The sequence below is a fragment of the Streptomyces avidinii genome, from assembly GCF_045161815.1.
Lineage (GTDB): Bacteria > Actinomycetota > Actinomycetes > Streptomycetales > Streptomycetaceae > Streptomyces > Streptomyces avidinii.
Genome location: NZ_CP108863.1, coordinates 3,771,090 through 3,786,054, shown reverse-complemented (window position 1 = coordinate 3,786,054; position 14,965 = coordinate 3,771,090). Strand labels below are relative to the sequence as shown.

Here is a 14,965-nt window from a genome sequence, read left to right as displayed (position 1 = left end):
CGAGCGCGGTACCCACCGCGGTACATACGTGACAGATGTTCAGCCTTGATGGTTGTACCGGAATCCCGGGAGCCGGTCTGTGGTGTCGATCACACGGTGAAGTGCGCAACTGCTCTTGATGTTCGGCAGTCAACGGCTGCATGAGAAAGCGCATCTCTTTGCTGGCTGCCGGTGGCCTGGTGGCCCTGGGCCTGGCCACCACTCCCGCACACGCCGCGGACCCCGTCTTCACCCTGGCCGGACCGGCCGGGATCGGTCTGCGCCCGCACCCCGGGCAGAGCGGCGAGCCGCAGAAGACCTCGGTGGCGTTCCGGATCGTCAACGACACCACCAAGACGTTCGACCGCCAGAGCACCTTCACGATCGACCTGGCTCCGCTCAAGGGCATCGCCGACGTCACGCTGGCCAAGGAGCAGCAGGGCGCGAACTGCACGCTCGCGGCAGCGACCGTGACCTGCAAGCGCTGGGCTCTGTGGACGGGCGAGACCACCGTCGTGGACCTGGACCTCAGGGCGGCCAAGGACAGCACGGTCGGCCGGACCGCGGACCTGACCGTGACCGGCCGGGCGGAGGGCGCCGCCTTCAAGGCCGCCACCACCAAGGTCCGCGTCGGCGGACCCGACCTGGTGCTGGACCGCGCCGATCTGAAGGCGGAGCTGAAGCCGGGCGACAAGCAGAACCTGCCGATCGTCTTCGCCAACGAGGGCACCGACCCGGTCAACGGAGTCGTGCTCGAAGTGCGCACCACGCACGGCATCGGCCTGGTCGAGCAGTACGACAACTGCTCGTACTCCGAGGACACCGCCGCCGGCCAGCCGTGGAACACGGGCTGGAGCACGGTGCAGTGCCTGCTGGAGGGCCAGTACGAGCCCGGCGCGGTCTACGGCGTCGACGGCGCGCTGACCCTCAAGGCCGCCCCGCACGCCTTCATCGACGGACTGACCTACGCGGTGTACGCCGCCGGCGACCAGCCGAAGCCGGGCAAGCACCGCACGCCCGCCGGCGGCAAGAAGCTGGCCGCGGCGAAGCAGGCCGGCAAGGCCTCGGCGCGGTCCGCGCAGCAGACCGGCGACCTCGACCCCCGGGACAACATCCAGGAGTTCGACTTCGCGACGCGCAACACCGCCGACCTGGTGGCCGCGGGCGTGTCCCTCAAGGGCAAGGCCGGCGAGACGGTCCGCGCCGACTTCGGCTTCCGCAACAACGGCCCCGCGTGGGTCGCGTACCTGCGCTCCGGCGAGGACGTCGCCCGGACGGACATCGTGATCCCGGCGGGCGCGAAGGCGACCCGGGTCCCGGCCGGCTGCACCGGCGCCAACGCGGACGGCACCCCCCGCGAGCAGGCCCTGGGGGCGCCGCGCTACTTCTGCTCCACCGGTCATGTGGTGGGGGAGACCGCGACGTTCTCCTACCCGTTCGAGCTGAAGATCGAGACGGTCGTGGCCGACGCCAAGGGCTCCGTCACGGTCGGCCAGTGGACGCCCGAGGGCACCACGGGCCACCGCTGGGACCCGAACCCGGGCAACAACAAGGCGGCCTTCGTGATCAACGCGAAGGACGGCGGCCCGGCCCCGACCCCGACCACCTCGGTCAGCCCGACCCCGACCACCTCCGCGACGGCCACCGCGACCGCGACGGCGAGCGCCTCGGCCACCGGTACCGCTACGGGCACCGGCACCACGGCGAACGGCGGCCTCGCCTCCACCGGCAGCTCCGCCGCGGCGATCGCGCTCGGCAGCGCGGTGCTCGTGGCCGCGGGCGGCGGGCTCTTCCTGGCGTTCCGCCGCAAGGCGGGCGGGCACGCGTAACGGCGCGACAGCGCAGAACGGCCGGCCCGGGGCGTCCCCCGGGCTGGCCGTCCTCTACGGGGTGACCGGGCTGCTGTCCCCTGCCGTCCGGTCACGCGAAGGAGCGAGGTCCCACGACACACGCTCCACGGGGCGTGCGTCTCATCGCTCCGGCGGAGCCACGCGTGGTGTTGCGGTTCCGCGGCTGGCTGACGCGGACATCCTCACCAACGAAGGGGCCCGGGGCCGGTCACGGTCCGGACGAGTGACGAACAGCCGTCACGAGCTCTCACACGCGGCCGCGGCACAGCTCCAGCAGGGTCATCGCGAGCGCGGTGCCGGGCTTGCCGAGGGCGTCGCTCCAGTGCGAGAGCACCTCCATCTCGCGCGACAGGTGCACCCGCCGCCCACCGGACGCGATCCGGGCGTCCTGGATGACCGTGGAGACGGCCATCCGCTCCTGGATCAGCCCGATGATCCGGTCGTCGAGGGCGTCGATGCGCGCACGGGAGTCGGTGATGAGCTGCTCGGGGGTGGTGGTGACGCTCATGGTGTTCTCTCCTGTGGGTCGTGTCGTGCCGACAGGAGCGGAAACGCGGAAGCGCCCCGGTCCTGTCGGACCGGGGCGCTTCCGGGAAGTCAGTGGCTCAAGCGAGCATCACGAGGACCCATGGCGACCGGACCGACCGGTGCCATAGGTAAACAGGAAGCTCAGCTGCTTGCGCATGGGACGGATTTTGACATCCTCCCTCCCCAAAAGGGAAATGGGATTCCTGGCTCACGCTGCCCGGCGGACCGGCGGTCCGTCGGGTCTTCCGCGATCGACACCAGCCGGGTTGAGACCAGCCCGGACGAGCATCACGCGTGCGGAGTTTTTGTCCCTCGGTGAGACGGCTCCACACGCGGTGCAGGTGTAGGTACGTTCCGACAGCGGCAGGGCGTGCTTGGCTCTCGCTCCGCACCGTCCGCAGTCCATGGTGGTGTGCGCCGGGTTCACGAGCCGCATGTCCCGGGCGTGCTTGCGCGCCATGTTGATGAGTTCATGCTTGGTGGCGGAGATCGCCGCGTCGGCCGCCTTGCGAGCCATGGTCGACTTCGCCAGGAACCTCGGCCGGAAGTCCTCCACAGCGATCTGGTCGAACTCCGTCACGACGCGCTTGGCCCACTTGCGGGCGGTGTCCTGGCGTTGCCGGGCGATCTTCTTGTGCGCCTTCGCGGCCAGCCGCTTTGCCGTGCGGTAGCCCTTCGAGGCCGCCCGTCCGGGCTTCGGCCTCCGTCGGGCCATCATCCGCTGATAGCGGGCCACCTTCCCAGCCGTCTTCTTCCCATGCTCGGGATGTCGGAGGTCGTGGGCGTCGCTGGTGGTGGTCGCTGTCTCCTTCACGCCCCAGTCGATACCGATCGCCCCGCCGGTCTCAGGGAGTGGCTGCCCTTCTGCCTGGACAACGAAGGAGGCGTACCAGTGGCCGAGGTTGTCCTGGTAGATGCGGACGCTCGACGGGTCGGCAGGGAGGTCGCCGAAGCCACTGACACGTACGCCCAGTTCCTGCGGGGCGAGAGTCCGTCATGGGACATGGAAACAGCGTGGAGCACGACCATTCGGCAGAAGACATCAGGCGGAGCCGCGGTTGGTCGTGTACGTGTTGTCGACAGCCGCCCGACTCCGGGGCAGCGCTACCTCATGGCTCACACCGAGAAGAACATCGCGCTCGGGGAGGAGATCCGCAATCTGTGGCGTGCGGACGCCGAGCGGCTGCGGTTGCCCACCGAGGATTTCTGGATCTTCGATTCCCGGCTCGTCGCTGTGCTCAATTTCGACGAGGGCGACAATCTGCTCGACGTCGAGCTGGTCACCGAGCCTGTCGAGGTCAATCGTTACGCCCAGGTGCGGGACACGGCCTGGCATTACGCCGTCTCGTGCGGGACGTTCGCCGCAGCACTGGCGGCAGCCGAGCAGCAGTGAGCGTGTGCAACCGGTGAGTACGGACCACCAGCAGGCGAGAGCGGCCCTCGGCGTGAGGCTGCGGGAGCTGCGTGAGGCCTGCCCCGGAATTCGGCTTACTGGTACGGCGCTGGCGGCGCGTCTTGGCTGGACTCAGTCGAAGGTCAGCAAGCTGGAGACGGGGCGGCAGACAGCCACGGCGGACGACCTGAGGGCGTGGGCGGCGGGGGTCGAGCAACCGGAAGCAGCGGAGGAGCTGCTGTCCCGGCTGCGCGGGCTGGAATCCAGGATCCGCTCGTGGCGCCGCCAGCTGGCCGGGGGACTTCGGCCTGTACAGGATGTGCACAACCAAGCGCAGGCGGACGCGCGTGTGCTCCGCGCGTGGGAATCGTCCTGGGTCGTCGGGGTGCTTCAGACGCCTGACTATGCGCGTGCGATCCTCAGCCGCTTCGCGGATCTGCATCAGACGCCCAGAGACATCGAAGAAGCCGTGCGTTCCCGGATGAAGCGGCAAGAGGGGCTGTACGACTCCGGAAAGCGCTACCGAATCCTGTTGTGGGAAGCGGTTCTCCATGCTCGGATCTGTTCGCCCTCGGTACTCAGCGCCCAGCTCGACCGACTGCACGGTGTGATCGGCCTCGACACCGTGGAACTGGGGATCGTCCCCCTCGGGGCGGCTCTGCAGATCCCGCCAGGACTCGGATTCTGGATCTACGACGACCGGCAGGTGGTCGTGGAGACCTGGCACGCGGAACTCTGGCTGGACGACACCGACAGCGTCGCCACCCACCTCCGGGCCTGGCAGGCCCTCCGTGAATCCGCCGCCTTCGGAGCGGACGCACAGTGCGTGATCAGCCGGGCACGTCGGGCAGTGGAGGCGCCGGGATTCGGATGGTGAGACGAAGAGGGCCCGGCGTCCCCCGTTAGAATCGACAAAACAGCCACCTCTTCCGCCGGAAGGCCGCCCCGTGCCAGAAGCACCCTCCGCCGCCCACGACAGCGCCCCGGACACGGTTCTCGTCGTCGACTTCGGCGCCCAGTACGCCCAGCTCATCGCCCGCCGCGTCCGCGAGGCACGGGTCTACAGCGAGATCGTGCCGAGCTCGATGCCTGTCGACGAGATGCTGGCCAAGAACCCCAAGGCGATCATCCTCTCCGGCGGTCCGTCCTCCGTGTACGAGGCGGGTGCCCCGCAGCTCGACCGCGCGATCTTCGAGGCCGGCGTCCCCGTCTTCGGCATGTGCTACGGCTTCCAGCTGATGGCCGTCACCCTCGGTGGCCAGGTCGACAACACCGGCGCCCGCGAGTACGGCCGCACCCCGCTGGCCGTCTCCAAGAACGGCTCCACCCTCTTCGAGGGCACCCCGGCGAACCAGTCGGTGTGGATGTCCCACGGCGACGCGTGCTCCGCCGCCCCCGAGGGCTTCACCGTCACCGCGTCGACCGACGTCGTGCCGGTCGCGGCCTTCGAGAACGACGAGAAGAAGCTGTACGGCGTGCAGTACCACCCCGAGGTGATGCACTCCACGCACGGCCAGCAGATCCTGGAGCACTTCCTCTACCGCGGCGCCGGCCTCGCCCCCAGCTGGACCACCGGCAACATCGTCGAGGAGCAGATCGCGGCCATCCGCGAGCAGGTCGGCGACAAGCGCGCCATCTGCGGCCTCTCCGGCGGCGTGGACTCCGCAGTCGCCGCGGCCCTCGTGCAGAAGGCCATCGGCTCGCAGCTGACCTGCGTCTACGTCGACCACGGTCTGATGCGCAAGGGCGAGACCGAGCAGGTCGAGAAGGACTTCGTCGCCGCGACCGGCGTGCAGCTGAAGGTCGTCGACGCGCAGGAGCGCTTCCTGACCGCGCTCGCCGGGGTCTCCGACCCGGAGACCAAGCGCAAGATCATCGGCCGCGAGTTCATCCGCGTCTTCGAGCAGGCCCAGCTGGAGATCCTCCAGGAGGACGGCCCCGCGGTGGCCTTCCTGGTGCAGGGCACCCTGTACCCGGACGTCGTCGAGTCCGGCGGCGGCACCGGCACCGCCAACATCAAGTCCCACCACAACGTGGGCGGGCTGCCCGACGACATCGAGTTCGAGCTCGTCGAGCCGCTGCGCCAGCTGTTCAAGGACGAGGTCCGGATGGTCGGCCAGGAGCTCGGCCTGCCGGACGAGATCGTCCAGCGCCAGCCCTTCCCGGGTCCCGGCCTCGGTATCCGCATCGTCGGCGAGGTCACCAAGGAGCGCCTGGACCTGCTCCGCGAGGCCGACGCCATCGCCCGCCACGAGCTCACCGCGGCCGGCCTGGACCGCGAGATCTGGCAGTGCCCGGTCGTCCTGCTCGCGGACGTCCGCAGCGTCGGCGTCCAGGGCGACGGCCGCACCTACGGCCACCCGATCGTGCTGCGCCCCGTCTCCTCCGAGGACGCGATGACCGCGGACTGGACGCGCATGCCGTACGAGGTGCTCGCGCGGATCTCGACCCGCATCACCAACGAGGTGCCGGACGTGAACCGGGTGGTCCTCGACTGCACGAGCAAGCCCCCGGGCACCATCGAGTGGGAGTAGTCCCACCCGGATCGCCGTGAAGCCGCCGCCCGTACCCGCGGGCGGCGGCTTCGCCGTTTCTCTGGCCAGTTGGCAGGGCCCCGGGTACCTTGCGCGGCGAACCGAGCCGTCCGAGGGAGCGCCCATGCCGGATCAGCCCGTACCCGTGCCCGTGGAGCGGCTGGGTCTGGAGATGCCGCCCGTGCACGACACCGTCGAGGCGGCGCGCGCCCACCGCAAGGAACGGCTCGCCGAGGCGCTGCGGCTGCTGGCCCGCCTCGGCCACCAGGACGGGGTGGCCGGGCAGATCACCGCACGGGACCCGGAGTTCGAGGACTGCTACTGGGTGAACCCCTTCGGCCGGGCCTTCGGCGCGCTCACCGCGGACGACCTGCTGCTGGTCGACGGGGACGGCCGGGTGGTCCGCGGCGGGCGCCGGGTCAACCAGCTCGCCTTCGCCGTGCACGCGGCCGTGCACCGGCGGCGGCCCGAGGTGGTCGCCGTCGTCCGTGCGCAGGGCCCGTACGGGCGGGCGCTCGCGGCGCTGGGCGAGCTGCTGGCCCCGATCACCGAGGAGGCCTGCGCCTTCTACGAGGACCATGCGCTGCTCGACGAGTACTCCGGGGCCGACGAGCCGGAGCGGACCGCGCTCGCGCTGGGCCCCTACAAGGCGCTGATCCTGCGCAACCGGGGACTGCTGACGGTGGGGGATTCGGTGGACGCCGCCGTCTGGTGGTTCATCGAGGCGGAGCGGGCCGCGCAGGTGCAGCTGATCGCCCGGGCCGCCGGGAAGCCGGTGCCCGTCGACCACCGCGCCGCGGCGCTGACGCGGGAGCGGTTCGGCTCCGATCTGGCGGCCTGGGTGAGCTACCAGCCCCTCAGGGAACTGGTGGCGTCAACATCATGAACCGTTAATCACCTGCTCTGACATCGTGCGCAATCCGGAGCACTGTCGCAGTGGTGCACAATTCGCTGGCATTGCACCGTAGTTCAGAGAGGCGGCACGCACGTGGCTGTCCAAGAGATGTCCCGAGGTACCCACACCACCGCCTGTGCCTGCGACGAGTGCGCACGGGAGGGCCACCGTCGCGCCGTCGCCGCGTTCCTGGAGAAGCGTGACGAGTTCGCCTCCGGCCAGGGCGTACCGGCCGCCGTGGCCCACTCGCTCGGCGCCTCCCGGCAGTGGGTCTCCGACGAGCTGACCCTGTCCGCCCGCACCGTCGCCGACCGGGGCCGGGAGGCAGGCAGCTCCTGGCTGTACCTCTTCTCCCGGCGGGCCGTCCTGGCCGTCTGGATCGCCGCCGGGGTCCTGCTGCTGGTGCAGGTCGCCGCCGCGCTCGGCACCGGCTGGTCCACGGCGCGTACCGCCGGGCTGCTGGCCGCCCTGGTGCTGGCCGGGCTGCTCACGGTCGCGGCCCGCGCCCAGTCGGTGCGCGGCGGGCTGCTGGCCCCGCTGGTCGGTGAGGACAACCGGCTGTCCACCTCCAAGGCGGTGCCCAGCGCCTGGGTGGTGCTGACGGCCTTCGCCGCGCTGCTGCCCGCGCTGCGGCTGGCCGCCTCGGCGCCCGGGCCCGAGCGGCAGGCGCTGTACGCGGGCCTCGCGCTGGACCGGGCGCTGCCGCTGCTGGCGGTGGTATCGCTGACCTCCGCCGTGGCGGTGCTGGTCCGCCGGGTGGTGTCCGTACGGATCATGGGCCAGCGGTTGCAGAAGCTGCCGGCCGACCGCCCGCGCGGGGTGGACCTGCTGACGGACGACGCGGGCCGCGGGAGCTTCCCGGACGCCCAGTACGTGCTGGTCTCGACGGTGGTGCTCGGCTACGCCGCGGCCTCGCTGGCGCGCTTCCCGGACCGCTTGCCGCAGCTGCCGTGGGCGCTGGCCCTGCTGGTGGCGCTGTCCGCCGCGGTGTACCTGGCGGCGAAGTACGCGGAGGGCAGCCGTCCGCTGGTGCTGTCGGTGGTGCGCAGACGGGAGCCCGGGGATCTGGACGCGGCCGTCCGCCCCGGGGACGACATCGAGATCCGGGGCGTGGGCTTCGTACCGCCCGGGGCGCAGACGCCGGAGATGCTGGCCCGTCTGGTCGTACGGGTCGGGGCGGTGCACGTGCACGTGCCGCTGGTCCCGGTGGCGGGCGGATTCACGAATCCCTCCGACGCCGTGCTGACCGTGCCGGTCCCGGCGGAGGTGGAGCCGGGGCGCGTCGAGATCCAGGTGGTCACGGCCGCGGGGGTGGAATCCAACCGCTGCACCATCGATGTTGCCGAGTGATCGGGGTACACATGTCCCGTGAACCGAACCGATGTTCTTGAAACCGACGCCCCGCGCGGCGCCGTGGGGCTGCGCGAGCTGGCCTCCCGGCACGCGCTGCTGCCCCTGCGGCTCTTCCTCGGCGTGACCTTCGTGTACGCGGGGATCGACAAACTGACCGACCCGGCGTTCCTCTCCGCCTCCGGCGACGGCTCCATCGGCGACCTGATGCGCGGGGTGCGCGACACCTCCGCGATCCCCGGCCTCGTGGACCTGTCGCTGAACTCGCCCGTCGGCTTCGCCGTCGCCCTGGCCGTCGGGGAGATCCTGGTCGGCCTCGGGGCCCTGGTCGGCCTGCTGACCCGCGTCGCGGCCGTCGGCGGAGCGCTCATCGCGCTCAGCCTGTGGCTCACGGTGTCGTGGGCGGTGACCCCGTACTACTACGGCAACGACCTGATCTACCTGACGGCATGGACTCCTCTGATCCTCGCCGGAGCGCCCTACCTGTCGCTGGACTCGGTGATCCGGTCGCGCCTGTCCCGGCGTACGGCGTAGGTCACCAGCCCCACCAGCGCCGCCAGCGAGAGCCCGCCCAGGGTCATCGGGATGATCGCGAACCAGGGCAGGTCCGCACGGCCGGTGCTGTCCAGCAGGTAGAGCACGCCCGCCGCCACCAGGACCAGTCCCGCGATCAGCCGTCCCGGCTGGAACTCATGACGCCGCACGAGCCACCTCCACCAGTCCCAGACCCGCACTGAGGTGCAGGTCGATCGTTCCGCCGGCCTCGGTGCCGGCCGCCGGCGCGAGGGTCTCCGTACGGTTCTGCTCGCCGACCTGCTCGATCCGGTCCGCGCGGTCCCCGGGCAGCTGCACGTCGCCCGCGCGCCGGATGGTGACATCGGCCTGCGCGGTGACCTCCCGCGGCAGGACCACCTTGAGCCGGCCCGCGTCGATGGAGGCCTCGACGGCCACGGTGGTGCCCTTCGGCACGTCCAGCCCGCTCAGGTCCAGCGTGGCGAGCCCGGTGCCCGCCTCGTACACGGGCCGCACGTCGGCCACCGCGGCCGGACGCCACTCGACCCTGCGCCAGTCGGTGCCGACCTCGCGGGGCAGCACGGCCGCGCCCGCCAGCAGGCCCGAGGTGAACAGGGCGAGCACGATCGTGCCGAAGCCGGTGCGCCCCGCCAGGGAGCTGACCGCGAGCCCCAGACCGAAGACGACCAACGCGGCGGCGAGCCCGGTCTGCAGCGCCTCGCCGAGCGGATTGCCCTCCCAGGTGGCGGCGGTTCCCGCGATCCCGGCCAGCAGTGCCAGTACGAAGACCCGGCCCCCGATGCCGCCGCGCGGGCGGGCCGGGGCGGCGGGCGCCTTCGCGGGCGACCGCGGGGTGCGGCCGGCCGCCACGGGGTCCACGGTGTCGTCGGGCCCCCACAGGTACCCCGTCCCGCCGACCGGGCCGGTCGTACCGTCCTTGACCAGCGGATCCCGCCACCAGGACGGGCCGCCGGGGGTGGGCGGCGCCTTCGTCTCCGGCGGGGCCGGCGAGTGCCCGGCGCGGTGGGCACTGCCGGCCGGATCGGGCGTCTGCGCCTCGGGCTGGAAGGTGTGCCGCTGCCGCTGCGACCAGTACGCGGCTCCGCCCAGCGCCAGGACGACCAGTACGGAGAAGGCCGCCAGCCCGCCGTTGTCCAGCATCGACAGGAACAGCGCGCAGCCCACCAGCGCGGCGAACACGGCCGCCAGCGTCGCGCCCTCGACCCGGCCGGTCAGCAGCTTCTTCGCCTCGCTGTCCTCCTCGCCCTCCTGGGGGAGCAGCAGCCACGCGAAGCCGTAGAAGATCAGACCGACGCCGCCGGTGACCGCGAGGACGCCGAGGACGATGCGGAAGACCACCGGGTCCAGGTCGAAGTACCGGCCGAGGCCGCCGCACACGCCCGCGAGGACCTTGTCGCGCTTGCTGCGGCGCAGGGGCGGCCTGGCATCGGCCGCCCGGGGGGCCCCGGGCCCGGCCGGCGGGGCGTCGTGTACTTCGGTCATGGGTCCATGGTGACGGGCCGCGGAAGCGGAGGGCATCGGGCCCTACCCTGGTGCAACCCTGATATCCCCCCGGTACAAGTGGGGGGATGCCCTGATGACCGGCCCCCGCGGGGCGTGTGACCCTTGGTGACATGCCCGTAGCCGCCGCTCCCCGTACCCCGCACGCACAGGACGCCGACGAGGTCCCGCAGCGCAAGCTCTACCGCAGCGCCGACGGCCGGATGCTCGGCGGTGTCGCGCGCGGTCTCGCCGGGCATCTCGGACTGCCCGTGGGGTGGGTGCGCCTCGCCTTCCTGCTGCTGTTCATGTGGGGCGACGGGCTGGGCGTGCTGCTGTACGCCGCGTTCTGGGTCTTCGTACCGCTCGGCGTCGGCGGCCGGACCGGGCACCGCTCCTTCTTCGAGACGCTCCCCGACGGCAGCCGCCGGCTGCGCAAGCCCGACCGCGGGCAGATCACCGCGCTGATCGCCCTGTTCATCGGCGCGGGCATCTTCATCTCCAAGGTGCAGCTCGGCGGCGCCTCCGGCCGGTACGTGTGGCCGACGCTGCTGGTCGGCGCCGGGGTGGTGCTCGTATGGCGGCAGGCCGACAACGCCCGCCGCGCCCACTGGTCCACGGCCGTCGGACGGCACGGCCGCCTGCTGCAGGCGGCCCGCGCACTGGCCGGCGTCGCCCTGGTCGGTGTGGGCCTGACCGTCTTCATCGTCGTACGGGGCTCCGCCGCGCAGCTCGGCAACGTCCTCACCGCGACCCTGGCCGTCCTCGTCGGCGTGGCGCTGCTCGCCGGGCCCTGGCTGATCCGGATGACCCAGGACCTCTCCGAGGAACGGCTCATGCGCATCCGCGCCCAGGAGCGCGCCGAGGTCGCGGCCCACGTGCACGACTCGGTGCTGCACACCCTCACCCTGATCCAGCGCAACGCGGAGGACGTCTCCGAGGTACGCCGCCTCGCACGGGCGCAGGAACGCGAACTGCGGAACTGGCTCTACAGACCCGAGGGCACCGGCAAGGACGAGGCGGAGGAACCGGCCACCCTCGCGGAGGCCGTGAAGAAGACCGCGGCCGACGTCGAGGACCACCACGGCGTCCCGATCGAGGTCGTCGTCGTCGGCGACTGCCCGCTCGACGAGGGCCTGGTGGCGCAGATCCAGGCCGCGCGCGAGGCGATGGTCAACGCCGCCAAGTACGGTGGCGAGGGCGGGCCGGTACAGGTGTACGCGGAGGTGGAGGGGCGGACGGTGTTCGTGTCCGTGAGGGACCGGGGGCCGGGCTTCGACATCGACGCGGTACCGGGCGACCGTATGGGCGTACGAGAATCGATCATCGGCCGGATGCAGCGCAACGGCGGGACCGCACGGCTGCGGTCCGCGCCCGACGGCGGCACGGAAGTCGAGCTGGAGATGGAGAGGGCGGCGAACGCAGCATGACCGAGGCCGGAGAGAACGCAGGCGCGGGGGAGACCAGGCGGGTCCGGGTGGTGCTCGTCGACGACCACAGGATGTTCCGTACGGGAGTGCAGGCCGAGATCGGCGAGACCGAACGCACGGGCGTCGAGGTCGTCGGCGAGGCCGCCGACGTCGACCAGGCCGTCACCGTCATCACCGCCACCCGGCCCGAGGTGGTCCTGCTCGACGTGCACCTGCCCGGCGGCGGCGGCGTCGAGGTGCTGCGGCGCTGCGCCCCGCTGATGGCGGCGGCCGTGAACCCGGTGCGGTTCCTGGCGCTGTCGGTGTCGGACGCGGCCGAGGACGTCATCGGGGTCATCCGGGGCGGTGCGCGCGGGTACGTCACCAAGACCATCACCGGGACCGACCTGGTGGACTCGGTCTTCCGCGTGCAGGACGGGGACGCGGTGTTCTCGCCGCGGCTGGCCGGCTTCGTGCTCGACGCGTTCGCCTCGACGGACGCGCCGCCGGTCGACGAGGACCTGGACCGGCTCACGCAGCGCGAGCGCGAGGTGCTGCGACTGATCGCGCGCGGGTACGCCTACAAGGAGATCGCCAAGCAGCTCTTCATCTCGGTGAAGACGGTCGAGTCCCACGTCTCCGCCGTCCTGCGCAAGCTCCAGCTGTCCAACCGGCACGAGCTGACCCGCTGGGCGACGGCCCGCCGCCTGGTGTGACGTACGCCCTCCGACCTGCGGTGTGACCGACACCGCAGGCCGACCGGGCAACCGGGAGCGCGCACGCCGCCCTCTACGGTGGCGTGATGAGCTTGACGGGGACACCCTTCTTCGTGGCGGTGATCGCCCTGACCGCGATCGCCGTCATCCTTCCGCTGGCCGTGTGGAGCAAGGTGCGCGGCCCTGCCGTCGTACGCACCGCGCTGCGCGCGCTGATGGTGGTGTTCGCCCAGGTCACCGCAGTCGCCGTAGTGTTCGTCGCCGTCAACCGGGCCGAGCACTTCTATGCCTCCTGGGGCGACCTGTTCGGCACCGGCAAGTACGTCACCGCCGCCCCCGACCTCGGCCCGGACGGGCTCGGCGGCAAGAAGGTCGAGGAGGCGCCGAAGGTCAAGCAGGAGTTCCAGCCCGTCGAGGGGCTGGGCGGGCGGGTCAGGAAGACCGAGCTCGACGGCAAGATCTCCGGCGTGAAGGGCGACGTCATGGTGTGGCTGCCGCCGCAGTACGACGATCCGGCCTACAAGGACAAGAAGTTCCCCGTGGTGGAGCTGATCCCGGGCATACCGGGGACGGGCAAGTCCTGGTTCCAGGGGGTCAAGGCCCACGAGGTGCTGGAGCCGCTGATGAAGAGCGGCAAGGTGCAGCCGTTCATCCTGGTCTCGCCGCGCGCCATGCTGGTCGGCAACGGTGACACCGGCTGCGCGAACATCCCCGGCAAGGTCAACGCGGACAGCTGGTTCAGCGTCGACGTCCGCAAGATGGTCGTCGACAACTTCCGCGCCTCGGACGACTCCCGCACCTGGGGCGTGGCCGGGTACTCGGCCGGTGCCTACTGCGCCGCCAAGCTGGCGATCCTGCACCCCGACCGCTACAGCGCGGCCGTCTCCCTGTCCGGCTACAACGACCCCGGCCAGGAGCCCTCCTCGCTGGTCGCCCAGGACCCGACGCTGCGGACCACGCACAATCTGAAGAACCTGCTCAAGGCCACCCCCGCGCCGCCCGCGGTCTCGCTGTGGATGTCGGGGGCCGAGCACGACGGCTACCTGTCCGGCACGGACCTCAAGGCGATCGCGAAGAGCCCGACCGTGGTGCACGCGGAGAAGGTCGTCGGCGGGCACAACCTCGAATCGTGGTCCAAGCAGCTGCCGCAGACCTTCGGCTGGCTGAGCACCGTGGTCAAGAAGCCGTAGTGGTCACGAGGCCGTAGGGGTCAGGCGGGGCGGGAGGCGCCGGCCCAGGGCATCGAGTCGATCGGTGCCAGCCGGACCGTCGAGCCGGGCCGCGGGGCGTGGATCATCTGGCCGTTGCCGACGTAGAGGCCGACGTGGGTGACCCCGGAGTAGAAGAACACCAGGTCGCCGGGGGCCAGCTGGTCGCGTGAGACGCGCCGGCCGGCGTTGATCTGGGTGTAGGTGGTGCGGGGCAGCGAGACCCCGGCCGAGCGCCAGGCCGCCTGGGTGAGGCCGGAGCAGTCGAAGGACCCCGGGCCGGTCGCGCCCCAGACGTACGGCTTCCCGATCGCGGTGTGCGCGAAGGCCACGGCGCGGGCCGCGCGCGAGCCGTCGGACGGGGGCGGGGGCGCCGGCGTACTGCCCTTGGGGGCGCCGGGTGCGGCCGGTGCGGCGGCCGGGCCGCCGGGCGACCGGGCCTCGTAGGCGGCCCGTTCCTCGGCGGTGAGCCGGGCCAGCAGGTTCTTGGCGGCGGTGAGCTTCCCCTCGATCACGGCCTTGTGCCCGGCGATCTCGTCCTGCCGGGAGCGGAGGTCGGCGAGCCGTCCGGCGGCCTGGTCCCGCAGCTTGCCGACCTCGTCGAGCCGGCGGCGCACGGTGGTGATCCCGGCGGCGTTGCGGTCGCCGGCTCGGGCGATGAAGGAGGCCTGGGAGAGGTATTCCTGCGGGTCGGACGCGAGCGCGAGCCGTACGGTGGTGCCCAGGGAACCGCTGCGGTACTGGGAGGCGGCGAGCGTTCCGAGCGCGCTGCGGGCGGTGTTCAGCTGGTCGGTCTTGCGGGCGGTCTCCTCACGCAGTCCGGTCAGCGCGCGCTCGGCCTCGTCCGCCTGCTCCTTCGCCCCGTTGTACCGCTCGGTCGCCGCCTCGGCCTCCTCGTAGAGCCGGTCCACCTCGGACTTGACCTGGTCGGGTGTGAGCCGGGGGTCGGCCTGGGCGGTGCCTTCGAAGGCGGTGGCGGTGGCAGCGCCCGCGAGGGCGAGGGTGGCGGCGGTCGTCCGTGCCGGGCCGCCGGAGAGCGTGCGCTGCCTGGGCTTTCGATGACTGGCCACGAGGGCCTCACGTCCTTCCT

Annotated in this window: 15 protein-coding genes; 10 read left to right on the top strand and 5 right to left on the bottom strand. The window is 71.8% G+C overall.

All coding sequences use genetic code 11. The features are described from left to right. Positions 1-140: 140 nt before the first annotated feature. Positions 141-1,808 (top strand): peptidase, encoded by a 1,668-nt coding sequence (locus OG373_RS16550; protein ID WP_405439068.1) that lies wholly within the window; start codon positions 141-143, stop codon positions 1,806-1,808. Positions 1,809-2,076: 268 nt separating this feature from the next. Here the strand turns inward: OG373_RS16550 and OG373_RS16545 are convergent, their stop codons facing one another. Both OG373_RS16545 and OG373_RS16540 read right to left on the bottom strand, forming a co-directional pair. Further along, on the bottom strand, positions 2,077-2,337 hold the full coding sequence (locus tag OG373_RS16545) for a chorismate mutase (RefSeq protein WP_405439067.1): 261 nt from the start codon (positions 2,335-2,337) through the stop codon (positions 2,077-2,079). Between the two features lie 228 nt (positions 2,338-2,565). Then, complete coding sequence (locus tag OG373_RS16540) at positions 2,566-3,273, bottom strand: RNA-guided endonuclease InsQ/TnpB family protein (RefSeq protein ID WP_405444084.1); 708 nt, start codon at positions 3,271-3,273, stop codon at positions 2,566-2,568. Here OG373_RS16540 and OG373_RS16535 point away from each other — a divergent pair. The 6 genes from OG373_RS16535 to OG373_RS16510 all read left to right on the top strand — a co-directional run bounded on the left by OG373_RS16535 (position 3,250) and on the right by OG373_RS16510 (position 9,063). Further along, a complete protein-coding gene (locus OG373_RS16535; protein WP_405439066.1) occupies positions 3,250-3,750 on the top strand; it encodes a DUF6879 family protein in 501 nt (166 codons plus the stop codon). The two genes, OG373_RS16540 and OG373_RS16535, sit on opposite strands and share 24 nt — an antisense overlap. 13 nt (positions 3,751-3,763) lie before the next feature. Beyond that, positions 3,764-4,627, top strand: a complete 864-nt coding sequence (locus tag OG373_RS16530) for a helix-turn-helix domain-containing protein (protein ID WP_405439065.1) — start codon at positions 3,764-3,766, stop codon at positions 4,625-4,627. 70 nt (positions 4,628-4,697) lie between these two features. Next, entirely contained in the window at positions 4,698-6,284 is a 1,587-nt protein-coding gene (gene guaA / locus OG373_RS16525) for a glutamine-hydrolyzing GMP synthase (protein WP_405439064.1), read from the top strand. Between the two features lie 124 nt (positions 6,285-6,408). Then, positions 6,409-7,170 carry a class II aldolase/adducin family protein gene (locus OG373_RS16520; RefSeq protein WP_397733092.1) on the top strand — a complete coding sequence of 254 codons (762 nt, stop codon included), beginning with the start codon at positions 6,409-6,411 and terminating at the stop codon, positions 7,168-7,170. Between the two features lie 102 nt (positions 7,171-7,272). After that, positions 7,273-8,529, top strand: coding sequence for a hypothetical protein (locus OG373_RS16515; RefSeq protein ID WP_405439063.1), 1,257 nt, complete (start codon positions 7,273-7,275; stop codon positions 8,527-8,529). Positions 8,530-8,547: 18 nt separating this feature from the next. Then, positions 8,548-9,063 (top strand): TQO small subunit DoxD, encoded by a 516-nt coding sequence (locus OG373_RS16510; protein ID WP_405439062.1) that lies wholly within the window; start codon positions 8,548-8,550, stop codon positions 9,061-9,063. On the opposite strand, the gene OG373_RS16505 is transcribed toward OG373_RS16510, so the two are convergent. Together OG373_RS16505 and OG373_RS16500 are read right to left on the bottom strand one after the other, a co-directional pair. Further along, positions 9,009-9,233: a hypothetical protein gene (locus tag OG373_RS16505; RefSeq protein ID WP_397733087.1), complete on the bottom strand. Its 225-nt coding sequence runs from the start codon at positions 9,231-9,233 to the stop codon at positions 9,009-9,011. The genes OG373_RS16510 and OG373_RS16505 overlap by 55 nt on opposite strands. Next, complete coding sequence (locus OG373_RS16500; protein ID WP_405439061.1) at positions 9,220-10,545, bottom strand: PspC domain-containing protein; 1,326 nt, start codon at positions 10,543-10,545, stop codon at positions 9,220-9,222. The genes OG373_RS16505 and OG373_RS16500 overlap by 14 nt, the downstream gene beginning before the upstream one ends. Before the next feature lie 131 nt (positions 10,546-10,676). Here OG373_RS16500 and OG373_RS16495 point away from each other — a divergent pair, with 131 nt between their 5' ends. The 3 genes from OG373_RS16495 to OG373_RS16485 all read left to right on the top strand — a co-directional run bounded on the left by OG373_RS16495 (position 10,677) and on the right by OG373_RS16485 (position 13,857). Further along, entirely contained in the window at positions 10,677-11,972 is a 1,296-nt protein-coding gene (locus tag OG373_RS16495; RefSeq protein WP_405439060.1) for a PspC domain-containing protein, read from the top strand. Beyond that, positions 11,969-12,667, top strand: coding sequence for a response regulator transcription factor (locus OG373_RS16490; protein ID WP_030389128.1), 699 nt, complete (start codon positions 11,969-11,971; stop codon positions 12,665-12,667). Before OG373_RS16495 ends, OG373_RS16490 begins: the two co-directional genes overlap by 4 nt. 86 nt (positions 12,668-12,753) lie before the next feature. Beyond that, positions 12,754-13,857: an alpha/beta hydrolase gene (locus OG373_RS16485; RefSeq protein WP_397733081.1), complete on the top strand. Its 1,104-nt coding sequence runs from the start codon at positions 12,754-12,756 to the stop codon at positions 13,855-13,857. A gap of 20 nt (positions 13,858-13,877) precedes the next feature. Here the strand turns inward: OG373_RS16485 and OG373_RS16480 are convergent, their stop codons facing one another. Continuing rightward, complete coding sequence (locus OG373_RS16480) at positions 13,878-14,945, bottom strand: NlpC/P60 family protein (RefSeq protein WP_405439059.1); 1,068 nt, start codon at positions 14,943-14,945, stop codon at positions 13,878-13,880. Positions 14,946-14,965: the final 20 nt, after the last annotated feature.